Annotated in this window: 19 protein-coding genes; 7 read left to right on the top strand and 12 right to left on the bottom strand. The window is 70.4% G+C overall.

Features of this window, described 5'->3' with window-relative positions; genetic code table 11:
- Positions 1–2: 2 nt before the first annotated feature.
- From AU196_RS06190 to AU196_RS06180, 3 genes are all read right to left on the bottom strand, one after another.
- Positions 3–434 carry an HIT family protein gene (locus tag AU196_RS06190; RefSeq protein WP_059094218.1) on the bottom strand — a complete coding sequence of 144 codons (432 nt, stop codon included), beginning with the start codon at positions 432–434 and terminating at the stop codon, positions 3–5.
- 102 nt (positions 435–536) lie between these two features.
- Entirely contained in the window at positions 537–785 is a 249-nt protein-coding gene (locus AU196_RS06185) for a hypothetical protein (RefSeq protein WP_059094217.1), read from the bottom strand.
- 128 nt (positions 786–913) lie between these two features.
- Entirely contained in the window at positions 914–1,408 is a 495-nt protein-coding gene (locus tag AU196_RS06180; RefSeq protein WP_059094216.1) for a DNA-deoxyinosine glycosylase, read from the bottom strand.
- A gap of 44 nt (positions 1,409–1,452) precedes the next feature.
- Here AU196_RS06180 and AU196_RS06175 point away from each other — a divergent pair, with 44 nt between their 5' ends.
- Positions 1,453–2,568: an adenylate/guanylate cyclase domain-containing protein gene (locus AU196_RS06175; protein WP_059094265.1), complete on the top strand. Its 1,116-nt coding sequence runs from the start codon at positions 1,453–1,455 to the stop codon at positions 2,566–2,568.
- A gap of 2 nt (positions 2,569–2,570) precedes the next feature.
- On the opposite strand, the gene AU196_RS06170 is transcribed toward AU196_RS06175, so the two are convergent.
- Genes AU196_RS06170 through AU196_RS06160 form a run of 3 tightly spaced genes read right to left on the bottom strand, consistent with a single transcriptional unit; the run spans position 2,571 to position 6,593 of the window.
- Positions 2,571–4,781 (bottom strand): heavy metal translocating P-type ATPase, encoded by a 2,211-nt coding sequence (locus AU196_RS06170; protein ID WP_059094215.1) that lies wholly within the window; start codon positions 4,779–4,781, stop codon positions 2,571–2,573.
- Positions 4,778–4,981: a heavy-metal-associated domain-containing protein gene (locus AU196_RS06165; RefSeq protein ID WP_059094214.1), complete on the bottom strand. Its 204-nt coding sequence runs from the start codon at positions 4,979–4,981 to the stop codon at positions 4,778–4,780. Before AU196_RS06165 ends, AU196_RS06170 begins: the two co-directional genes overlap by 4 nt.
- A 46-nt stretch (positions 4,982–5,027) precedes the next feature.
- Positions 5,028–6,593, bottom strand: a complete 1,566-nt coding sequence (locus tag AU196_RS06160; RefSeq protein WP_059094213.1) for a class I adenylate-forming enzyme family protein — start codon at positions 6,591–6,593, stop codon at positions 5,028–5,030.
- 141 nt (positions 6,594–6,734) lie between these two features.
- Here AU196_RS06160 and abmR point away from each other — a divergent pair, with 141 nt between their 5' ends.
- Positions 6,735–7,301, top strand: a complete 567-nt coding sequence (gene abmR / locus AU196_RS06155) for an ATP-binding transcription factor AbmR (protein ID WP_059094212.1) — start codon at positions 6,735–6,737, stop codon at positions 7,299–7,301.
- On the opposite strand, the gene AU196_RS06150 is transcribed toward abmR, so the two are convergent.
- The 3 genes from AU196_RS06150 to AU196_RS06140 are packed head-to-tail and all read right to left on the bottom strand — an operon-like array spanning position 7,298 to position 13,158.
- Complete coding sequence (locus tag AU196_RS06150) at positions 7,298–9,463, bottom strand: molybdopterin-containing oxidoreductase family protein (protein ID WP_059094264.1); 2,166 nt, start codon at positions 9,461–9,463, stop codon at positions 7,298–7,300. The genes abmR and AU196_RS06150 overlap by 4 nt on opposite strands.
- 60 nt (positions 9,464–9,523) lie before the next feature.
- The gene (locus AU196_RS06145; protein WP_059094263.1) at positions 9,524–11,407 is read right to left on the bottom strand and encodes an ABC transporter ATP-binding protein; all 1,884 of its coding nucleotides are present in this window, start codon (positions 11,405–11,407) and stop codon (positions 9,524–9,526) included.
- Positions 11,408–11,415: 8 nt separating this feature from the next.
- Positions 11,416–13,158, bottom strand: coding sequence for an ABC transporter ATP-binding protein (locus tag AU196_RS06140; RefSeq protein WP_157546082.1), 1,743 nt, complete (start codon positions 13,156–13,158; stop codon positions 11,416–11,418).
- 77 nt (positions 13,159–13,235) lie between these two features.
- On the opposite strand from AU196_RS06140, the gene AU196_RS06135 reads away from it, so the two are divergent.
- Together AU196_RS06135 and AU196_RS06130 are read left to right on the top strand one after the other, a co-directional pair.
- Positions 13,236–13,823, top strand: coding sequence for a DUF3558 domain-containing protein (locus AU196_RS06135; RefSeq protein WP_059094210.1), 588 nt, complete (start codon positions 13,236–13,238; stop codon positions 13,821–13,823).
- The gene (locus AU196_RS06130; RefSeq protein ID WP_059094209.1) at positions 13,820–14,371 is read left to right on the top strand and encodes a DUF3558 domain-containing protein; all 552 of its coding nucleotides are present in this window, start codon (positions 13,820–13,822) and stop codon (positions 14,369–14,371) included. Before AU196_RS06135 ends, AU196_RS06130 begins: the two co-directional genes overlap by 4 nt.
- 48 nt (positions 14,372–14,419) lie before the next feature.
- Here the strand turns inward: AU196_RS06130 and AU196_RS06125 are convergent, their stop codons facing one another.
- Complete coding sequence (locus AU196_RS06125) at positions 14,420–14,938, bottom strand: SixA phosphatase family protein (RefSeq protein WP_231737400.1); 519 nt, start codon at positions 14,936–14,938, stop codon at positions 14,420–14,422.
- A 113-nt stretch (positions 14,939–15,051) separates the two neighbouring features.
- Between AU196_RS06125 and AU196_RS06120 the strand changes: the two genes are divergently transcribed.
- The 3 genes from AU196_RS06120 (at position 15,052) to AU196_RS06110 (ending at position 19,602) form a co-directional block, all read left to right on the top strand.
- Positions 15,052–16,203, top strand: coding sequence for a metallophosphoesterase family protein (locus AU196_RS06120; RefSeq protein WP_059094207.1), 1,152 nt, complete (start codon positions 15,052–15,054; stop codon positions 16,201–16,203).
- The gene (locus tag AU196_RS06115; RefSeq protein WP_059094206.1) at positions 16,200–18,833 is read left to right on the top strand and encodes an AAA family ATPase; all 2,634 of its coding nucleotides are present in this window, start codon (positions 16,200–16,202) and stop codon (positions 18,831–18,833) included. The genes AU196_RS06120 and AU196_RS06115 overlap by 4 nt, the downstream gene beginning before the upstream one ends.
- A 91-nt stretch (positions 18,834–18,924) precedes the next feature.
- Positions 18,925–19,602: a hypothetical protein gene (locus AU196_RS06110; protein ID WP_059094205.1), complete on the top strand. Its 678-nt coding sequence runs from the start codon at positions 18,925–18,927 to the stop codon at positions 19,600–19,602.
- Positions 19,603–19,620: 18 nt separating this feature from the next.
- On the opposite strand, the gene AU196_RS06105 is transcribed toward AU196_RS06110, so the two are convergent.
- Both AU196_RS06105 and AU196_RS06100 read right to left on the bottom strand, forming a co-directional pair.
- The gene (locus AU196_RS06105) at positions 19,621–20,832 is read right to left on the bottom strand and encodes an acyl-CoA dehydrogenase family protein (protein WP_059094204.1); all 1,212 of its coding nucleotides are present in this window, start codon (positions 20,830–20,832) and stop codon (positions 19,621–19,623) included.
- Between the two features lie 66 nt (positions 20,833–20,898).
- Positions 20,899–22,566, bottom strand: a complete 1,668-nt coding sequence (locus AU196_RS06100; protein ID WP_059094203.1) for an ABC transporter family substrate-binding protein — start codon at positions 22,564–22,566, stop codon at positions 20,899–20,901.
- Positions 22,567–22,571: the final 5 nt, after the last annotated feature.

Genomic DNA, 22,571 nt, shown 5'->3' with positions numbered 1-22,571 from the left:
CGCTACGGGGTGGAGTCGAGCTGGGCGAGCGCCTCGCGCAGCAGCCGGCCCGACTCCTCGCGGTCCGGATCCCGGCGCAGCACCATGTTCTTGGCGAACGCGAGCTTGTCGCCGCCGCGGCGGGGCAGCACGTGCAGGTGGATGTGGAACACCGTCTGGAACGCCGCTTTCCCGTCGTTGATGACGACGTTGTTGCCGTCGGCATGCAGCCCTGAGCGCCGCGCCGCCTGGGCGATGCGCTGTCCGAGGCGGGCCATGCCCGCCACGGTGTCGGGCGGGGTGTCGGTGAGGTCCACGCTGTGGCGCTTGGGGATCACCAGGGTGTGGCCGCGGGCGAACGGCCGGATGTCGAGGATTCCCAGATAGTCGTCGTCCTCGTAGACGCGGATGGCGGGCGCTTCGCCGGCGACGATGTCGCAGAACACACAGGACATCCCGCCACCGTAGCCCGCGCCGACAACGCCGAGACTGCTGGGAGATCACCGTTTCGGCGGATTCGGTGATCTCCCAGCAGTCTCGGCGGGGAGCTGTCGGGGTCAGCGGGTGGTGACGTGGACGACGCGGTCGTCGTTGTCGTAGCGGACCGAGACGATGCTGGACTGGTCGAGCGGCTTGTTCATGCCCTGCTGGGTGACGCGGACCTGGTAGCCGCGGTCGTCGAGGGAGCTGATGGTGTCGGCGGCGTTGCCCGGTCCGGAGGGGGCGGCCTGGGCGGGGGCGGCGAAGGCCAGGAATCCGGTGGCCAGTCCGCCGGCGATGATGGTGGCGAATCCGAACTTGTTCATCTCGGTACCTCTTCGTGTCCGTTCGGTCTGGAGGGATTTCCTGGCCGGTCTGACTGCAACAACCTGCAGGTCAGGGCCATCCATCCCGTTGGCAGTGATTGACCGACGGTTGGCAGGAAGTGTTCGGTTCAGGCCATCCTCAGCGCCTCGCGCCAGGCCGCCAGCTTGAGTTCGTAGCGCATGGTCTGCGCCGGGCTCGTCGACGGCAGCCGGGAGTATTCGAGGCCGACCCCGCCGGAGGCCAGCCGCCGGAAGTTCTTCTCCGCGGCGGCGCCGTTGAACAGCACCCGGCGAATCGTCGGGTGCTCGCCGAAGAACGTCGGGAAGTCGTTGACCACCATGCTCGCCGGCTGCACCGCGGAATCGAGACTGCCTGCGCGGCGGCACGAGTGCAGCACGTCCCACACGGCGACGCCGTGCACGGTGAGCGCGCCGGTGCGGCAGGGGTACGGATCGTCGGCGTCGAATCCGTAGAGCGCACCCATGATGCGCCAGAACGCATTCCGCGGGTTGCCGTAGTACTGGTGTCTGGCCAGTGCCAGCACACTGGGCGCATTGCCGAGCACGAGCACCTCGGGGGCCCCGCCGACGATCGGTTCGAACCCCTGCACCAGGTCGGACATCACCGACCATGATGCCCAACGCGCCGCTGGGTGTACGTTGGGGCGTGACTGAAGCGCGCGACATCGACGGCATCGAGGACCTCCTCGACGGACTGACCGGGGCGGCGCGCGCTGAGCGCGCCGAGCTCATCGAGTGGTTGTTCGACCGGGGTTTCGGCACGGCCGAGGTGCGCGAGGCCATCTCGCCGATGCTGCTGGCCTCGCGACGGCACGTCGGTGACGACGGGGTCTACGTGTCCGCCCGCGACATCAGCGAGAAGTTCGGCATCGACCTTGACCTGCTGCAGCGGGTGCAGCGGGCCATGGGCCTGTCCCGGGAGGACGACCCGGACGCGGCGGTGCATCTGCGCGCCGACGCGGAGACCGCCGCCCACGCGCAGCGGTTCATCGAGTTCGGACTCGATCCCGACCAGGTCGTCCAGGTGGTTCGCGTGTTGTCCGAGGGACTCGCCAGGGCCGCGGAGGTGATGCGGTACACGGCGTTCGCCGCCGTGCTGACGCCCGGCGCGTCGGAACTCGAGATCGCCAGGAAGTCCGAGGCGCTCGTGCGGGAACTCGCCCCTCAACTCGGCCCCATGGTCCACGAGATGCTGCTGCTGCAGTTGCGCCACGCGATGGAGACCGAGGCGGTCTCGGCCACCGAGCGGGCGGAGGGTCTGCCGCTGCCCGGCGCCCGCGAGGTGTCCATCATGTTCGCCGATCTGGTGGGTTTCACCCGCCTCGGCGAGGCGGTGCCGCCCGAGCAGCTCGAGCAGCTCGCGCGCCGGCTCGGCGACCTGGCGCGTGAACTCGCCGTGGCCCCGGTGCGGTTCGTCAAGACGATCGGCGACGCGGTGATGCTCGTGAGCACCGATCCCGCGGCGCTGCTCGAGGCGGCGCTGGCCCTGCTCGACGCCGCGACCAGTGACGCGCAGTTCCCGCGGCTGCGGGTCGGGCTGGCCGCCGGGCAGGCGGTCAGCCGGGCGGGGGACTGGTTCGGCAGCCCGGTCAACCTCGCCAGCCGGGTCACCGGCGCCGCCCGGCCGGGGACGGTGCTGGTCGCCGAGTCGGTCCGCGATGCCATCGGTGACGACGAGCGGTTCTCGTGGTCGTTCGCCGGCGCGCGTCACCTCAAGGGCATCAAGGGCGAGACCAAGATGTTCCGCGCCCGCCGCCCCTGACCTCAGCGCGACGGGGTGAACCGGCGCAGCCGCAGGCTGTTGGTGACCACGAACACCGAACTGAACGCCATCGCCGCCCCGGCGATCAGCGGGTTGAGCAGACCGAACGCCGCCAGCGGCAGCGCCGCGACGTTGTAGGCGAACGCCCAGAACAGGTTTCCCTTGATCGTGCGCAGCGTGGCGCGTGACAGCCGGATCGCGTCCGGAACGGCGCGCAGGTCGCCGGTCACCAAGGTGAGGTCCGACGCCTCGATCGCCGCGTCGGTGCCGGTGCCCATGGCCAGTCCGAGATCGGACTGCGCCAGCGCGGCGGCGTCGTTGACGCCGTCGCCGACCATCGCGACGACCCTGCCGTCGTCCTGCAGCCCCCGGACGGCGTCGACCTTGTCCCGCGGCAGCACCTCGGCGATGACGGTGCCTGCCCCGACGTCGATGCCGACCTGCCGGGCCACCGCCTCCGCCGCGCGCCGGTTGTCGCCGGTGAGCAGCACCGGGGTCAGCCCCAGCGCGCGCAGGTCGGCGATCGCGTCGGCGGCGTGGTCCTTGACCGTGTCGGAGACGACGGCGACCCCGCGGATCGTTCCGTCGGCGGCGAACCATACCGGGGTCCGTCCCTCCGCCTCCGCGGTGTTGGCGGCGTCGCGCAGGTCGCCGGGCACCGGTGCGGCGGTGGTCTCGGTCAGCCAGGCCAGCCGCCCCGCGGCGACGCGGTGCCCGTCGACGACGCCGCTGACGCCGCTGCCCCCGTGGTTCTCGAACTGCTCGACCGCGGGCAACTCCCCGTCCTCGGCGGCATGGGCGGCGATCGCGCGGGCGATGGGGTGTTCCGACGCGCTCTCCAGGGCGCCGAAAAGCCGCATCGTCGGCTCGTCGGCGAAGGTGGCGACCACCGACATCTGACCCGTCGTGACGGTTCCGGTCTTGTCCAGGACCACGGTGTCGACCCGGCGGGTCGACTCCAGCATCTGCGGCCCCTTGATCAGGATGCCCAGTTGGGCGCCGCGGCCGGTGCCGACGAGCAGCGCGGTCGGCGTGGCCAGGCCCAGCGCGCACGGGCAGGCGATGATCAGCACGGCGACCGCGGCGGTGAAGGCGGCGTTGGCCGATCCGCCGGTCAGCAGCCAGCCCGCCAGCGTCAGCAGCGAGAGTCCGATCACCACCGGGACGAAGACCGCCGAGACCCGGTCGGCCAGGCGCTGCACCTCGGCCTTGCCGCTCTGCGCCTCGTTGACCAGCCGGGCCATCTGTGCCAGCTGGGTGTCGGCGCCGACCCGGGTGGCGCGCACGGTGAGGCGGCCGCCGACGTTGACGGTGGCGCCGACGACGTCGTCGCCGGGGCCCTTCTCGACGGGCACCGACTCGCCGGTCAGCATGGACATGTCGACGGCCGAGGAGCCGGACGCCACCACCCCGTCGGTGGCGATCTTCTCGCCGGGCCGCACCACGAACTCGTCGCCGACCACCAGCTGGTCGACGGGGATCCGGACCTCATGCGGACCACGCAGTACCGCAACGTCTTTGGCACCCATGTCGAGCAGTGCGCGCAGCGCCGCGCCCGACTGGCGTTTGGCCCGCGCCTCGAAATAGCGGCCTGCGGTGAGGAACGTCGTCACCGCGGCGGCGACCTCGAGGTAGAGGTGTGCGTCACCGGTGTCCGACGGCAGCAGGTCGAACGTCATCGTCATCCCCGGCATGCCGGCGTGGGTGAAGAACAGCGCCCACAGCGACCACAGGTACGCGGCGCTCACACCGACCGAGATCAGCGTGTCCATGGTGGCCGCGCCGTGGCGCAGGTTCACCCACGCGGCCCGGTGGAACGGCCACGCGCCCCACACCACGACGGGCGAGGCGAGCGTGAGCGTCAGCCACTGCCAGTTGTCGAACTGCAGCGCCGGGATCATCGACAGCAGCACCACCGGCAGGGTGAGCGCCGCCGAGATCGTCAACCGCTGTCGCCACTGGGCGGCGTCCTCCGGCCGGGCCGGCTCGGCTTCCTCGGGTTCCGGGGCGGGCAGGGAGGCGGTGTAGCCGGTCGCCTCGACGGCGGCGACCAGGTCCTCGGGGCGCACGCTGTCGGGGTAGGTGACGGTGGCCTGTTCGGTCGCATAGTTCACCGACGCGCTCACACCCTCGATCCGGTTGAGCTTCTTCTCGACGCGGGCGGCGCAGGATGCGCAGGTCATCCCGCCGACGTCGAGCACGACCGAGCTCATGGCGTGGGGCGCACGTCGTACCCGCAGTCCTCGATGGCGGAGACGACGGCGGTCTCGTCGGGTTCACCGGTCACCGTGACGGCCGAGCCGTCCAGGTCCACCGCGACTCCGGTGACGCCGGGCAGCGGCCGCACGGCCTCGGTGATGCTCGCGACGCAGTGCGCGCAGCTCATCCCTTCGACTTCCAGCTTCAGGCTCATGGACCCAGCATATACCCGTAGGGGGTATGGGTAAACGCCTCCGTCCTCACCCGAACGTGGCCGCGAGCGCCTTCTTGTCGATCTTCTCCCCGGCCAGCGTGGGGAGGGGTTCGCTCCGGATCAGCCACCGGGTCGGGACGGCGAACGAGGACACCACGCCGGCGAGGTGGCGCCGCAGCTCGTCATCGGTCGGTGGGGTGGCGCCCGTGCGGTACACGACCACCGCGGCGAGTTCCTCGCCGAGGTCGGGGTGGGGCAGGCCCAGCGCGGCGGCCTCGACCACGGCCGGATGGCTGGTGAGCGCCGCCTCGACGTGCGGGCACGCGATGTTCTCACCGCCGCGGATCACGATGTCCTTGCTGCGGCCGTCGATGAAGAGGAATCCGTCGCCATCGAGATGGCCGAGATCGCCGGTGTGCAACCAGCCGTCGGCGTCGACGGTCTCGTCATCGGCGCGCCCCGCGTAGCCCAGCATCACGGTCGGGGAGCGGGCCAGCACCTCGCCGACACCCTCGGCGTCGGGCCGGTCGATGCGCAACTCGACGACGGGGTAGGGCCTGCCGACCGTGCCGGGCCGTGCACGCAGGTCCCGGCTGTCGGCGACGGTGAGGAAGCCGCCCGCCTCGGTCATGCCCCAGGTGTTCGACAGGCCGCGCTCACGCAGGTTGGGCAGCGTCTCACGGATGCGTTCGAGCAGGTCGGGACTCACCGGCGCACCGCCGAGCGGCCAGGACCGCAGACTGCTCAGGTCGCGGGACCCGAATTCCGGGTGTTCGAGGACGCGCACGGCCATGGTGGGCACCGCGCCCCAGATCTGCACACGTTCGCGCTCGATGAGCGACATCACCTGCGCGGCGTCGAACCTGCCCTGCGCCAACACGATCCGGCCGCCGGTCAGGAAATGCGTGAGCAGGCTGGACAGGCCTCCGATGTGGAACATCGGCGTACTCGCGAGGCTGACCGCCTGCGGCGAGTCGGCGTCGAGCAGATGGGGCAGCCTGCCGTTGCGCGCCAGGATGTTCTGCTGATTGGCGATCACCGAACGTCGCGACAGCTCAACGGCTTTCGGTAGGCCGGAGCTGCCCGAGGTGAACAGGATGACCGCGACGTCGTCGAGGTCCGGTTCGAGGCCGGCGTCGCCGGTCGACGTGGGGTGGCCCGCAGGCCCGAAGGCAGATTCGAGGTCGGCGAGCGGACTGGTGGCGGTCGCCGTGTCCAGCGCTGTGTCGGTGAGGATGTGGCGCAGGTCGAGCAGTTCGCAGGCATGGTCCACCTCGACGGGGCTCCACCAGCGGTTGCCCAGCACCGGAACCGCCCCGTGCAGCAGGAGCGCGAACACGGCCAGAACCCATTCCGGGCTGTTGTACCCGAAGACCATCACCCGGTCGCCCGGCCGCACCCCGAGGCCGGCGATCTGCGCGCCCGCCCGGCCGAGGGCGCTGCGGAAGTCGGCGTAGGTGATGCGGCGCTCGCCGTGGACGAGGAACTCCCGGTCGGTCCAGCAGCGGGTGCCCGCGACGAGATCGCCGATCGTGGTGGGGCTGCGGCGGTAGAGGCGGCCGGGGTGACCGGCGTAGACCCCGTCGAACACCTCGGTGTCCCAGTCGCTCACGATGCGGCCACCTCCTTTCCCGCGCCGAGACTACGGTTCGTGACGCTGTGCGCGCCGAATACGTCATCAACCGTAGTGTCGCGGCCGTTCGCCCCTGGAGAAACCCTCCCACCAGTGATGTAACGGTGTAATTTTGTAATCATGAAGACACATCATCACCGCCGACCCGGACGGCCGGGCGGCTGGCAGCAAGCCGACCAGCCCGACGCGGCCGATGCCGCGGACTGGTTCGCGGGCCGGGTACCGGACGGGTGGTTCGCCGGTGATCCCACCGTGGTCGTGGACCGCGAGGAGATCACGGTCATCGGCCGCCTGACCGAACCCGACGAACAGGAGAGCGAGGCCAGGGCCTCCGGGCGTGCGGCCCGCTTCCGGGAACAGACGCGCCCGGAGCGCATGCGGATCGCCGACGAGGCCGAGGCGCGCTACGGCCGCAAGGTCTCCTGGGGCATAGAGATCGGAGCAGTGGGTGGTGACACCGAGCGGATTCTGTTCACCCACATCGCCGTACCGGTGATGACGCGGCTGCGGCAGCCCGAGCGCCAGGTGCTCGACACCCTGGTCGACGCCGGGGTCGCGCGGTCCCGCTCGGACGCTCTGGCCTGGTCGGTCCGGCTGGTGGGGCAGCACGCCGACGAGTGGCTGGCCCAGCTGCGCGAGGCGATGGCCAAGGTCGACGATCTGCGTGCCGAAGGCCCGCAGCTCTAGACCCGCTCGACTCCGACCCACGCCTCGCTGAGCGTCGAGGTCTGCGACAGCGGGTCGAGTCCGGCGCCGTCCACCAGCAGGTTGCGGTTGACCCCGAACGACTGCGGCTCCGCACCGCCGCGCGGGTCGAAGACCCGTGAGCCCCAGCCGTGGTCGAGGACGACCAACCCGCGGCGTGGCCGGTCGCTCACCGCGGCCTGCAGTTCGACGGCGCCCACGGGGGAGAACACCCGCACCCGGTCGCCGTCGGCCACGCCGAGCGCGAGCGCGTCGTCGGGATGGATGACGACCTCGTTGCGCTTACCGGCCGGGTGTAGTTGCGGCAGATCGTTGAGCCATGAGTTCATCGAGTGACGGTGCCGCCGGTTGCCCAGCTGGAACGGGTAGCCGGCCGGGGCGACCGGATGCGGTGCGCCGAGCAGTTCCCGCGCCCGCGCCACGAACTCCGGCGGCGCCGCGTGCACCTTCTTGTCCGGTGTGCGCAACGCCTCGCGGAAGTGACCGAACTCGCGCGGGCCCAGCACCAGCCCGTGCTGACTGCGCACGACGTCACGCCATTTCAGCCTGCGCCCGTTGACCTTCCGCGCCGTCGCGATGAGGATCCGGTTCATCCACTGCGGGCTGAAGGCCAGCGCGGGCCGGCGGGTCACCGCGGCGGCCCGCCTGGTGGCCCGGACGAACGCGTTCATGCCCCGCACCCCGAACAGCGGCCGCCCCATCGCGAGGGTGAGGTCGGTGAAGATCTGCCACTCCTCGCGGGCGCCCGGCGGAGGGTCGACCGCCCGGCGCCCGTACTGCACGAACGGTTCGTCGTGCATGCTGCTGGTGAACGCCAGCAGATCGTCGCGTTCGAGCCAGTGCGCCGCGGGCAGCAGCCAGTGCGCGTGGCGGTGACTCTCGCGCTGCACCAGGTCGATCACCACCAGCAGGTCGAGCGTCGCCAGCGCGCGGTCCAGTTTGGCGCCGTCCGGGCCGGACACCACCGGATTGCCGCAGTTGATCAGCAGGGCCTTGATCTGGCCCGGGCCCGGTGTGGTGATCTCGTCGGGTAGCTCCGCCAGAGCATGTGCGCCCGACACCATCTCGCGTCCGGCCACCCGGCTGACGTGGGGGGTGCCCTTCGCCAGGTCCGCGAGCCGCAGCGCGTCGACGTAACCCGGTTCGAACCGCCGCCCGCCGGGCCGGTCCATCCGGCCGGTGATGACGTTGAGCACATGGCCGAGCCACTCGGCCACGGTGCCCGCCGCGTGCAGCGACACCCCGGTGCGGGTGACCACCATCGCGCCGCCCGCGGCGGCGAAGTCGCGTGCCACCCGTTCGACCGTCGCGCGGTCGACCCCGCAGCGCTCCGCGAGGTCGTCGAGGTCGGCGTCGGCGACCAGTCGGCGCAACTCGGGCACCCCCACGGCCAGGTCGGCGCAGTCGCCGCGGTGCTCGAGCCCTTCGTCCAGAACGACTTTCACCATCGCCAGCAGCAGCGCCCAGTCCTGACCGGGACGCACCGCGAGGTGCACATCGGCCTTCTCGGCACTCTCGGTGCGGATCGGGTCGACGACCACCAGCGTCGCGCCCCGCTTCTGGCGCTCGAGGGCCCGGCGCCAACCGCCGGGCACCGTCTCCAGCCAATTCCATGCGCTCACTGCGGGATTGGTGCCGACGAGCAGGAAGTAGTCGCAGTTGTCGATGTCGGACACCGGTGCCATGAGCATCGACCCGTACATCGCCTCGGCGACGACGTGCATGGCGTTCTGGTCGACCGAGCCGACGAAGTACCGGTTGCGGGTGCCGACGGCGTCGAGCCAGGCGTTCATGAAGATGACATTGGAGCCCGAGAAGCCGGTGGGGTTGCCGTAGTAGGCGCCGATGGCGTCGGGCCCGTCGGCCTCGATCGCGGCGTTCATCCGCGCGGCGATGTCGGTGATCGCCTCCCCCCAGCTGGCCTCGACGTAGCGGTCGCCCACCCGCCGCATGGGGGTGAGGATCCGGCGCGGATGCTCGACGAGTTGGGCCGCGGTGCGGCCCTTGGCGCAGAAGTCGTGCCAGCTGTGCGGGTTGAGCCGGTCGGCGGAGATCTTGCGGACGCGGTTGTCCTCGACGGTGACCTCCACCCCGCACGACGCCAGACAGTAACGGCAGAAGGTGTGCACGGTGGTGCTGGACATACCGCGCATCCTGCCCCACCGCGCGGCCGGCGGGGCGCGGAATCGTGGGCAGCGGAGTGCTTAAACCTGTGTCATGGACCAGTATTCGCCCCGGCGGGCGACCAGGTCGTCGTGCGTCCCGCGTTCGACGATCCGGCCGGCCTCCATGACCAGGATCAGGTCGGCGTCGCGGATGGTCGACAGGCGGTGGGCGATGATGAAGCTCGTCCGGTCGCGGCGTAGTTCGGCCATCGCCTGCTGGATGAGTAACTCGGTCCGGGTGTCCACCGAACTCGTCGCCTCGTCGAGCACCAGCAGTTGCGGCTGGGCCAGCACCGCCCGGGCGATCGTGATCAGCTGTTTCTCACCGGCGCTGATGGAGCCGCCGTCGTCGCTGACCAGGGTGGCGTAGCCGTCGGGCAGCGTGTGGACGAAGCGGTCCACGTGCGCGGCCTTCGCGGCCGCGATCACCTCGTCCTCACCCGCGCCCGGTCTGCCGTAGGCGATGTTGTCGTAGATCGTTCCGGCGAACAGCCAGGTGTCCTGCAGCACCATGCCGATCCGCGAGCGCAGGGAGTGGCGGCTGACCGTCGAGATGTCGACGCCGTCGAGCAGGATCCGGCCGGAATCGACGTCGTAGAACCGCATCAGCAGGTTCACCAGCGTGGTCTTGCCCGCACCGGTCGGCCCGACGATCGCCACGGTGCTGCCCGGTTCGGCAACCAGCGACAGGTCCTCGATGACCGGTGTGCCCGGCCGGTAGCCGAAGTGCACGTGGTCGAACTCGACCCGGCCCCTGGTGCTGGGCAGGGGTGTCACGGGATCGGCGGACTGCTCGTCGGCGTCGAGGAGTTCGAAGACGCGCTCGGCGCTGGCGATCCCCGACTGCAGCGTGTTGTACATGCCGGCGACCTGGCTCAGCGGCTGGTTGAACTGGCGCACGTACTGGGTGAACGCCTGGATGTTGCCGAGCGTGATCTGCCCACCCGCCACCTGCAGGCCCCCGACGACGGCGACCGCCACGTAGCTGAGGTTGCCGATGAAACCCGTCGCCGGCGAGACCAGCCCCGAGAAGAACTGGGCGCCGAAGCTCGACTGGTACACCTCGTCGTTGAGTTCGCGGAACTTCTCCTGCGCGGCGGCGCGGTGACCGAACGTCTTGACGATCGTGAAGCCGCTGTAGGTCTCCTCGATATGGGCGTTGAGCCGTCCGGTGTTGCGCCACTGCGCGACGAACAGCCGCTGGCTGCGCCGGGTGATCCAGCGGATCGCCAGCAGCGACAGCGGCACGGTGAGCACGGTGAGCAGGGTCAGCAGCGGTGAGATCGTCAGCATCATCACCAGCACCGCGACGATCGTCAGCACGGAGGTCAGCAGCTGGCTGATCGTCATCGTCAGCGAGGTCTGGATGTTGTCGACGTCGTTGGTGACGCGGCTGAGCACCTCACCGCGCTGGCGGGTGTCGAAGTAGGACAGCGGCAGCCGGTGCACCTTGTCCTCCACGTCGGCACGCAGCCTGACCATAGTGCGCTGCACCACCACGTTGAGGATCCGGGCCTGGATCCAGACCAGCAGCGCCGCAACGAGATACAGACCCAGAGCCAGTGCCAGCGTGCGGGCCACGGCGCCGAAGTCCACCCCTTGCCCGGGTACCACGGCCATCCCGGACAGCAGGTCGGCGAAGGTCGAGTCCCCGCGGGCGCGGGCCGCCTCGACGGCCTGCTCCTTGGTCAGCCCGGCGGGCAGTCCCCGGCCGATCACCCCGTTGAACAACAGGTCGGTCGCGTGTCCGAGGATCCGCGGCCCGATGACACCGAGGGCGATGCCGGCCACCCCGAGTGCGATCACCGTCGCGGTCAGCGTGCGCTGTGGGGTGAGCCGCCGAACCAGGCGCAGCGCCGAACCCTTGAAGTCGCGGGTGCGTTCGGCCGGCGCCTGCGGCAGGCCGCGCATCGGACGGCCCATCGGTCCGGTCACGGGCGGCCGCCGACATCGGCGCCGACCGACTGCGACTCGGCGAACTCGGCGTAGGTCGGACAGTCCACCAGCAGCGATTCGTGCGTGCCGGCGCCGACCACGCGGCCGTCGTCGACGACGATCACCTGATCGGCCTGCGCGACGGTCGAGAGCCGCTGTGAGACGACGACGACGGTGGCCTCGGCCGACACCTCGCGCAGCGCGGCGCGCACGCGGGCGTCGGTGTGCACGTCGAGGGCGGAGAACGCGTCGTCGAACAGGTACACCGACGGCCGGCGGATCACCGCGCGGGCGATCGCCAGCCGCTGCCGCTGGCCGCCGGAGAAGTTCATCCCGCCCTGGGCGACGCGCATCTGCAGCCCGTCGGCGTGCGCGCGGACGAAGTCGTCGGCGGCGGCCACCCGCAGCGCGGTCCACATCTGTTCCTCTCCTGCGTCGGGATCGCCGTACCGGAGGTTGTCGGCGACGGTCCCGGTGAACAGGTAGCCGCGCTGCGGCACGAGCCCGATCAGCGACCACAGCCGTTCGATGTCATAGTCGCGCACGTCGGTCCCGTCGATGCGGATGCTGCCGCCGGTCACGTCGTAGAGCCGGCAGATCAGCGAGATCAGGGTCGACTTCCCGGATCCGGTCGACCCGACGATCGCCGTCGTCGTCCCGGGTCGCGCGGTCAGCGAGACGTCCTCGACGACCGGCCGGTCCGCGCCGGGATAGCAGAAGGTGGCGCCCTCCAGGCGGATCTCGCCGCGCACCGTGTCGGGCCGGACGGCGTCCGGCGGGGTGTCGATGCCCGGGCGGGTGGCCAGCACCTCACCGATCCGTTCGGCGCACACCGTCGCCCGCGGGATGATGATCAGCATGAAGGTGGCCATGAGCACGGCCATCAGGATCTGCATGAAGTAGGACAGGAACGCGATCAGCGAGCCGACCTGCATCTGGCCGGCGTCGATGCGCAGGCCGCCGAACCAGATCAGCGCGACGCTCGAGACGTTGATGACCAGCGTGGTGACCGGCAGCATCAGCGCCTGCCAGCGGCCGGCGTCCAGGGCGGTGTCCGACAGTGTCTGGTTGGCCGCGGCGAAACGGTCGCGTTCGAGCGGCTCGCGGGCGAACGCGCGGATGACCCGCAGACCGGTGAGCTGATCGCGCATCACCCGGTTGATGTCGTCGATGAACTGCTGCATCCGGCGGAAGATCGGCAGCAGATGCGAGACGATCCAGTAGTTGGCCAACGCCAGCACCGGGATGCTGACCAGCAGCAGCCACGACAGCCCGGCGTCCTGGTGGATCGCCATGAAGATGCCGCCGACCGACATGATCGGCGCGGTGATCAGCATCGTGCACGTCAACTGCACGAGCAGCTGGATCTGGCCGACGTCGTTGGTGGTGCGGGTGAGCAGCGACGGGGCGCCGAACCGCGCGGTGTCCTCCGCCGAGAACCGCGTCACCCGGTCGAAGATCGCCGAACGCAGGTCCCGGCCGAAGCCCATACCGGCGCGCGAGCCGAAATACACCGCGCCGACCGCGCACACCACCTGCAGCGCGGTGACGGCGAGCATCACCATGCCGAGTTCGACGATGGTCGCGGTGTCGCCCCGGGCGACGCCGTCGTCGATGATCGCGGCGTTGACCGTCGGCAGGTACAGCGAGGCGAGCGTGCTGACGATCTGGAGCGCGGCGACCGCCGAGAGCAGTCCGCGGTACGGCCGCACGTACTGCCGCAGCAGACCCCAGAGCATCTCGCTACTGTCGCACACCGAACGAACTTGCAGGTCAACCGGCATGTCGGTGGTTCACGATCAGTGCTGCCGCTACAGTGCATGGCGTGAACCCCAGCACGCGCACGACGGGACGGACCCGCCACGCGAAAGCGCTGGCCGCGCTGGCGATGGCCGTGATCCCGCTGTTGGCCGCCTGTTCCTCGGACTCGGAGCCCGCGGCGCCGGGTGAGTCGCCGCAGAGCACGCAGGCCCAGCAGGACATCAAGCACGGCCCGTTCTTCCCGCAGTGCGGTGGGATCAGCGATCAGACCATCAGCCAGCTCACCGAGGTGCCGGGTCTGGTGAACACCGCGACCACGTCGGTGGGCTGCCAGTGGCTGGCAGGCGGCAGCATCGTCGGGCCGCACTTCTCGTTCACCCATTTCCGGGGCAGCCCGATCGGCCGCGAGCGCAAGACCGAGGAGTTGTCGCGCACCAGCGTCGAGGACATCAACATCGAGGGCCACGACGGATTCATCGCCACCGGCGACGATCTGACGCTGGGCACCAACCTGTGTGAGATCGGCATCCAGTTCGACAACGACTTCATCGAATGGTCGGTCAGCTTCGCCGAGAAACCGTTCCCTGACCCGTGTGAGGTCGCCAAAGAGCTCACCCGTCAATCGATTGTGAATTCCCGATGAGCCGCTCCGCACGGACTCTGGCCGCCGTGGCCGCTCTGCTGGCCGCCCTGACGATGCTGCTGGGCTGCACCCGCACGGTCGAGGGCACCGCGGCGCGTGCGGGTTCCGGCGGCGGGCCCAGCAACAACGACTCCGAACAGCAGTACCCGAACCTGCTCAAAGAGTGCGACGTGCTGACCGAGGACATCCTGGCCGAGACGGTCGGCGCCGACCCGCTGGACATCCAGAGCACCTTCGTGGGCGCCGTCTGCCGCTGGCAGGCCGCCAATCCCGCCGGCCTCGTCGACATCACCCGCTTCTGGTTCGAGGAGGGCAGCCTCGACAACGAGCAGCAGACGGCCCAGAAGCTGGAGTACCAGATCGAGAACCGTTCGGTGGCCGGGGTGCCGTCGATCGTGATGCGGCCCGGCGATCCGAACGGCGCGTGCGGGGTGGCCAGCGATGCGGGTGGCGTGGTCGGCTGGTGGGTCAATCCGCAGGCGCCCGGCATCGACGCGTGCGGGATGGCGATCAAGCTGATGGAGCTGACGCTCGCCACCAACTCCTAGCGATTTGGGCGTGCTGGGTCGCGCTGAGCGCGACCGCGCACGCCGAAGTCACCGAGGAACGTGGAAGGTGACCAGCGCGGCGCCGCCGAGCGCCAGGCGATCCCACGGCTGCGCGGTGCGCAGCACGGCGATCGCCGAGGTCGGGAACTTCGCCGCGATCCCGTCGGCCGCCCTCCGGTCGCTGTCCTCGACCGCGGCCAGTCCCAGGGCGACGTGCGACATGGCCGGTTCGTGCCCGATCACCAGCAGCGTGTCGACCCGGTGGTCGAAACGCCGCGCGACCGAGTTGATCTCGTCGATCACCGTGCCCGGCGTGGCGTCGTAGAGCCGGTCGGCGAAATGGACCGGTGCGTCGACGCGCGCGCGCTCGAGGGTCTGTCGGGTCCTGGTGGCCGTCGAGCAGAGCACCGCGTCCAGCGGCGTCAGGTGGGCGCGCAGCCAGTCGCCGGCGAGACCGGCTTCGCGGATCCCCCGCGCGGCCAACGGCCGTTCGTGGTCGTCGACGCCGTCGGGGTAGTCGGACTTGGCGTGTCGGAGCAGTACCAGGGTGCGGATGTTCGGGCTCACCCCCTCCACGTTAGGTCGTGGGGCCACATGCCGGTCGAGGTCCGCTGACTTGTCGGTGCCCGGTCCTACACTCGCCATGCACCACGACGACGAGGGGAAAGGGACGGGGCCACATGCGATTTGTGCATACCGCCGACTGGCAGCTCGGGATGACCCGCCACTTCCTCAACGGTGAGGCGCAGCCCCGGTATTCGGCCGCACGGCGCGAGGCCGTCGTTGCAGTCGGTGCGCTGGCGGCCGAGGTGGGCGCGGAGTTCGTGGTGGTCGCCGGCGACGTGTTCGAGCACAACCAGCTGTGCCCGCGCGAGGTCGGCCAGTCGCTCGAAGCCATGCGGACCATCGGTGTCCCGGTCTATCTGCTGCCCGGCAACCACGACCCGTTGGACGCCTCCTCGGTGTACACCAGCGCCCTGTTCACCGCCGAATGCCCGGACCACGTCACGGTGCTCGACCGCGCCGGTGTCCACATGGTGCGGCCGGGCCTCGAGCTCGTCGCGGCACCGTGGCGGTCGAAGGCGCCCACGAGCGATCTCGTCGGGGACGTGCTCGCCGACCTGCCCGCCGACGGGGTGACGCGCATCGTCGTGGGTCACGGTGCCGTGGACCTCATCGACCCGGGTAAGGACAAGGCGGCGCTGATCCGGCTGGCCGCCGTCGAGGCGGCGTTGGCCCGTGGCGCCGTGCACTATGTGGCGTTGGGCGACAAGCACTCTCGTACCGAGGTCGGTGCGACCGGGCGGGTCTGGTACTCGGGCTCGCCCGAGGTCACCAACTACGACGACATCGAATCCGACTCCGGTCACGCACTCGTGGTCGAGATCGACGAGGACGCCGATCGGCGTCCGGTACGGGTGCGCCCCGAGCGGTTGGGTCGCTGGCGGTTCGTCACGCTGACCCGTTCGGTCGACAGCAGCCGAGACGTGGCCGATCTCGACCTCAACCTCGACCTCATGCCGGACAAGGAACGCACCGTCGTCCGCCTCGGGCTGACGGGTTCGCTCACCGTCACGGACAAGGCCGCACTGGACGAGTGCCTGCTCAAGTACTCCCGGTTGTTCGCCGCGTTGACGGAGTGGGAGCGCGGCACCGACATCGCGGTCCTGCCCGCCGACGGTGAATTCGACGACCTGGGCATCGGGGGGTTCGCGGCCGCGGCCGTCGACGAGTTGGTGGAGGCCGCCCGCGCCGACGGGGAGGGCGCCGAGGACGCCCGCGCCGCGCTGGCTCTGCTGCTGCGACTGGTCGAACGGAGCGAGGTCGCATGAAACTGCACCGTCTGGTGTTGACCAACTACCGCGGCGTCAGCCGCCGCGAGATCGAGTTCCCCGACCGCGGTGTCGTCATCGTCAGCGGCGCCAACGAAATCGGGAAATCGTCGATGATCGAGGCGCTGGATCTGCTCTTCGCCGCCAAGGACCGCTCGACGAAGAAGGAGGTCAAGCAGGTCAAACCCACCCACGCCGACGTAGGGGCCGAGGTCAGTGCCGAGATCAGCACGGGGCCCTACCGTTTCGTGTACCGCAAACGCTTCCACAAGCGTGCGGAGACGGAACTGACCGTTCTCGCCCCGCAGCGTGAGCAGCTCACCGGTGACGAGGCACACGAGCGGGCGTTGGCCCTGCTCGAACAGACCGTCGACATGGATCTGTGGCAGGCGCAACGGGTCTGGCAGTCCGCGTCCACCGCCGCGGCGGACTTCTCCGGTTCCGACGCGCTCGCCCGCGCGCTCGACGCGGCCGCCGGTGAGGCGGCCACCACCTCGGGTGCCGAACCGCTGCTCGTCGACCGCATCGACGAGGAGTACGGCCGCTACTTCACAGCCACCGGTCGGGCGACGGGCGAGTGGGCCGCAGCGATCAAACGGCTGCAGGCCGCCGAAGCCGAGGTGGCACGGTGCGCGGAAGCGGTCGGTGAGGTCGACGAGGCGGTGCGCCGGCACGCGGCGCTGACCGGCCAGCTGGCCGAATCGACCGAGCAGCGGGCGGCGCTCGCGCACGAACTGACCGCCGCGCGCGAAGCCGCGCAGGCGGTGGCGGCGCTGCGCAGGCAGGCCGACGAGGCCGACGTCCTCGCCAAGGCGGCCCAGGCCACCCGCGCCGCCTCGCTCGCCGCGGTCACCGAGCGCCGCCGCATGCGAGCCGACATCGACGAACGTCGCGCGGCGCTGACCGACCTCGACGCCGCGGTGGCCACCGCCGTCGGCGAGGAGGCCACCGCCCGCGAGGTCGACGAGGCCGCGCAGCAGGCTGCCGACCGGGCCCGGGCCGCGGTCGAGGAACACCACGCTCTGGTCGATACGGCACGCGTTGTCGCGCAACGCCTTTCCGATCGGGATGAGGCCGACCGGTTGGCGGCACGGCTGGCGAAGATCGACGCGGCAGTGCGCGAGTCCGCGGTCGTCGACGCCGAACTGGCCGGAATCGCGGTCACCGACACCTCGATGCGACTCGTCGAGACCGCCGCCGTGGCCGTGGAACGGGCCGCCGGACAGGCCGAACTCGCCTCCGCGCGAATCGAACTCGACGCGGTTGCCGATGTCGAGGTGCGGGTGGGTGACGAGGTGGTGCGGGTGGCCGCCGGCGACGGCTGGTCGGTCAACGCGACGTCCCCGACGGAGATCAGCGTGCCCGGGCTGCTCACGGCGCGCGTGGTGCCGGGCACTCCGGCCGCGCAGACCCAGGCGCGGCTCGAGGCGGCCGAGGCGGAACTGGCGGCCGCGTTGCAGGCGGCCGGCGCCGCCGACATCGCGACCGCGCGCAGCCTGCACGACCGTCGTCGTGCCCTGATGCAGACGCGGGCGACGTTGCGGGCGACCCTCGATGCGCTCGCCGGGGACGACACCGAAGCCGCACTGCGGGCCCGGCTGGCCGAACTGCGGGACGGACATCCGGAACCCGAGGGGCTGTTCGACCTCGACGGGCCGGCCGATGCCGCCGCCGCCCGACAGGCCCTCGCCGCCGCCGTCGCCGCACACCAGCGCGCCATCGGTGACTGCGAGACGCACCGGAAGGTGGCGGTCGCGGCGTCGGCCAAGTTGGGGGAGAAGGTCACTCGGCTCGGCGTCGCGCGCGAGAAGCTCGCTGCCGCACAGGCGGAACTGAACACCGCCACCGAGCGCCTGGCCGCGGCGCGCGCCACCGTGGCCGACGAGGATCTGTCGGTGGCGGCCGAAGCCGACCGTGAGGCGGCCGAGTACGCCACCGTCCGTGCCGCCCGACTGCGCGACGAATTGGCGCAGAGCGCCCCGGAGGCGGTCGAGGCCACCCTCGCCGAGGTGACCCGCCGGGACCGGGCTCTGCAGGCCCGCCACGAGGACACGACCGAGGCCTTGCGCGAGGTGATCGCCGCGCTGAAGGTCTACGGCACCGAGGGCAGGCAAGGACAATTGGACGGCGCGAACGCCGAACGTGAACACGCTGAGTCCGATTACCTGCGGGTGCACCGCCTGGCGCGCGCGGTGGAACTGCTGCGCTCGGTGATGAGCAGGCACCGGGCGGCAACGCGGGAACGCTACGTCGAGCCGTACCGCCGCGAGGTCGAACGGCTCGGGCGGCTGGTGTTCGGCGACAGCTTCGAAGTGGAGATCGACAGCGATCTGCGAATTCACCACCGCACGCTCGCCGGTCGCACGGTGCCCTACGAGTCGCTGTCCGGCGGTGCGAAGGAACAGTTGGGCATCGTGGCCCGGCTCGCCGGTGCCGCCCTTGTGGCCAAGGAGGACTCGGTGCCCGTGGTCATCGACGATGCGCTGGGCTTCACCGACCCCGACCGGTTGACCAAGATGGGCACGGTTTTCGACGTCATCGGCGGCGACGGTCAGGTGATCGTGTTGACCTGCAGTCCGCAGCGGTATGCATCGGTGCCCGATGCGCACCACATCGAGTTGACGGTCTGAACGCCCTTTTCGCGTTACCGTGGCGCGTGACACGTGAGGTATCCGCGAAAACGGGTATGGGGGCTACGAGCCATACGTGAAACGGGAGGCCATGGTGTCATCAGAAGACACGTCAGAAGACAAGGGCGCGCCGCTGCAGCAGCGCGTCACCGATCTGCTCGCGACCGTGGGAGTGGCGCTGGGCGAGCTGGCACAGCGGGCGCGTGACGCCGTCGAGGGGGCGGCCGGGCGCGTCGGCATCGGATCGTCGTCCGACGACGACGGCCCCGCCGCACTGCCGTCCGGGCAGAAGGCCGCGGCGGGTTCGGGGCCGACGGCGAAAAGTCCGGTGACAAAAGCCCCCGCCAAGAAGACCCCCGCCAAGAAGGCGGCGGTGAAGGCGACCCCGGCGAAGACCGAGGCGGCCAACATGGCGCCGCCGGCCGCCAAGGCGCCCGCGAAGACGCCGGCCAAGGCGACTCCCGCCAAGGCGCCCGCCAAGAAGGCTGCGGCGAAGGCGACCCCGGTGAAGACCGAGGCGGCGAAGACGCCGCCGGCCAAGGTGACCCCCGCCAAGACACCGTCCGCGAGCGCGCCTGCCAAGAAGGCGCCCGCCAAGAAGGCCGCGGCCAAGACCGCGGAACCGGCCAAGAAGGCCGCGCAACCGGCGAAGAAAGCCGCCGAGCCGGCCACGCCCGCGGTCGCGAAGAAGGTGCCCGCCAAGAAGGCGGCCCCGGCCAAGAAGGCGCCCGCGAAGAAGGCGGTCAAGCGGCGCGGCAGCCCCGGCTGATCGCGGGGGCCGGACCCCTCAGAAGTAGGCGTTCGCGGGAACCGGTGTGCCGTGCAACAGGTTCTCGCCGACCACCCGCGCCTTATAGGCCACCGGGTTGTGCAGCGTGATCGTGCGGATGTTGCGCCAGTGCCGGTCGAGGTTGCGCTGACGGCTGGCTGCGCTGGCCCCGCCGAGTTCCAGCAGGCGGGTGGCCGCGTCCGGCGCCACCCGGTCCAGATGCACCTTCACCTTCGCGACCGCGAGCTGCGCCTCCTGCGCCAGCGTCGCGTCCGGCACTCCGTCGACCGCCGAATCGGTGGCCGCACCGATGACCGCGGCAGCATCCAACACGGCCGCCCGTGCGACGTAGGCCGTGCTGGCCAGCTCGCCGAGCTGACGCTGCAGCAACGGGTCGTCGGTCGGTCGCTCGGCCACCGCATGGCTGAAGTTGCGCTCACGCGACTCCAGCAGCGCGACACCGTCCTCCACCACGTTCGCCAGGATCCCGGCCACCACCGCGTGGATGAACAGCTGCAGCGAGGCGTACTGCACCGTCGGCTCCGCCTCGGCGTCGTACGGCGAATCGGTGAGCACCTCGTCGGCCGCCACCGCGACGTCGGTGAACGTGGTGGTGCCGGTTCCCGTGCGCCGTTGACCGAAACCGTCCCAGTCGTCGACGATCCCGACCCCCTCCCGATCGGTGGGCACCACGACCGTCGCCACCGAATCGTGGTCGGTCGTCGCGGTCACCGTCAGATAGTCGGAGAACAACGTGCCGGTGCTGTAGTACTTCTCGCCGGTGAGCCGGTAGCCACCCTGCCCGTCGGGCAGCAGACGGGTGTTGAACACCAGGCTGCCGACGGCCAGTCCGCCCTTCTCGCTGAACGCATTGCCGAAGATCTTGCCGTCGGCCACCGTGTCCAGCCAGCGCCGCGACGCCGGGTCGCCGACGGTGCGCAGCCGCTCCTCGACGAACCAGAAGTGGGTGCGGAAGATGTGCGCCACGATCGGGTCGGCGGCGGCGACGTCGATGATCGTCGAGAAGAGTTGCGGCACAGTCAGTCCCGCACCGCCCAGATGTTCAGGCAGCCGCAGCGTGCCGAAGCCGGCCCGCTTGAGCGCGGCGACCTGGTCGAAGGGGTTCTCGTCGTCCCGGTCCCGGTCGCGTGCGCCCGCGGCGATCTGAGCCAGCAGGACGGCGAACTCCGGTGACCCGGGCAGGGCGCGGGTGTTCTCCACAGTCGTCATGCCCTCGGTTCTACCGAGGACCCCTCGTGCCGAGCACCGTTTGGATCAGCGGGACCCGAAGTCCGGCTACTCGACGAAGCCGATCTTCGTGTAGTCGGCGTCCGCGAGGCCGAACGCGCCGAAGTTGGCGAGGTTGGCCCGCACCGCCACGTTGCCCGGTGACTGCGTTAACGGCAGGCTGAACACCTCGTCCCACAGCAGTTTGTCGACCTCGTTGGCCTTCTGCTGAGCCTTCGCGGGGTCCAGTTCCTCCAGCGCCTCCTCGATCTTCGCGTCGATCTCGGGGCTGCCGATCTTGCCGAAGTTGCTCTCTCCGTTGGATGCGTAGATCTGCGTCAGTCCCGAGAGCGGGAATGCGTCACCCACCCAGGAGAACTGCGCGATGTCGAAGTCACCGGTGTTGATGTAGTCGGTGAAGAAGCCGGCCGCGCCCTTGGCGTCGAGTTCGAGTTTGACCCCGATCTGAGCGAGGTTGTTCTGGGCGATCTGGCCGAATTGGCGCGTGCTCAGCGCGTCGAACAGCACGTCGCGGATCACCAACTGGCGGCCGTCCTTCTCCCGGAACTGTCCGTTGAGCCGCCACCCGAGCGCGTCGAGCTCCTGTTTGGCCTTCTCCGGGTCGAAGGCCACCACCCCGCTGTTGTCCTCGTAGCCCTGTTGGCCCGCGACGAAGATGTGGTTGTTGAGCGGAACCGGGTCGTCGGCCAGACCGCGCTGGGTGACCGCCGCGATGGTCTGGCGGTCAATGCCTTTCGCGATCGCCCGGCGCAGCGCCTTGTCGGCCAGGATCGAGCCCGGTGCGCCGTTGAACGTGAAGTGATACCAGCTGTTGCCCGGCGCCCGCCGGATCGCCACCCCGTTGGTGCGCCGCGCGATCGTCAGCTCGTCGAGGGTGGCCAGGCCCGTGGCGTCCAGCGCGTTGTTCTGCAGCGCCGGAATCCGGGCGGCGTCGTCGAGCACCGAGTACGTGATGCTGTCGAGCACCGGCGGCGCACCCCACCATTTCGGGTTGCGGGTCAGCGTGATCCGCTGGGCCGTACGGTCGAGGTTCGACACGATGTACGGCCCCGCCGACGGACCCGGTGCGTTGAGCTGGGCGCGGTTGAACGCCTCCGGCGTCGCGGTCACACTCCTGGGCAGCAGCATGGTGTTGCCCGAGAGCATGCCGCGCCATTCCGCGTAGGGCTTCGCGAAGGTCATCACCGCCTGCCGGTCGTCGGCCCCGCGGGTCACCGAGGCGACGCGGTCGGAGCCGTTGGGGCTGGCGAACGCGAACCCCTCCTGCTTTCCGCTGGTGGCGTTCACCTGCGCGGCGATGTCCTCCCAGGTGATCGGCGCCCCGTCGCTCCAGACCGCCTTCGGGTTGATCGTCCACGTGACGACCTGGGGGTCGGTGCCGGTGACCTCGGCGCCGGTGAAGTAGTCGGTGTTCAGCGTGGCCGAACCGTCCGCGGCGATCCGGAACGCGCGCGGCATGGTGGCCTTGAGCATGCCTGCGGCGTCGGCGACGTTGCCGTCGATGTGCAGGCTGTTGAAGTTCGCCGGGAACGCGGTCAGCGCCAGCCGCAGGTTGCCGCCCTGGCGCAGGGCGCCGACGTCCTGGGGGTTGACGTCGTTGGTTGCGCCCACCTCCGCGCTACCGCCCGCCGACGGCGTCTCCTCGTTGCCGCTCGAGCACGCGGCAAGGGTGAGGGTGGCAACGAGGGCGGCCGAGATCAGGCGTCGCAACGTCATGCACA

It is taken from the genome of Mycobacterium sp. IS-1742, from assembly GCF_001500125.1.
GTDB lineage: Bacteria > Actinomycetota > Actinomycetes > Mycobacteriales > Mycobacteriaceae > Mycobacterium.
Note: the sequence above shows the minus strand (reverse complement) of the source record. Positions and strands in the feature narration are given on the sequence as shown.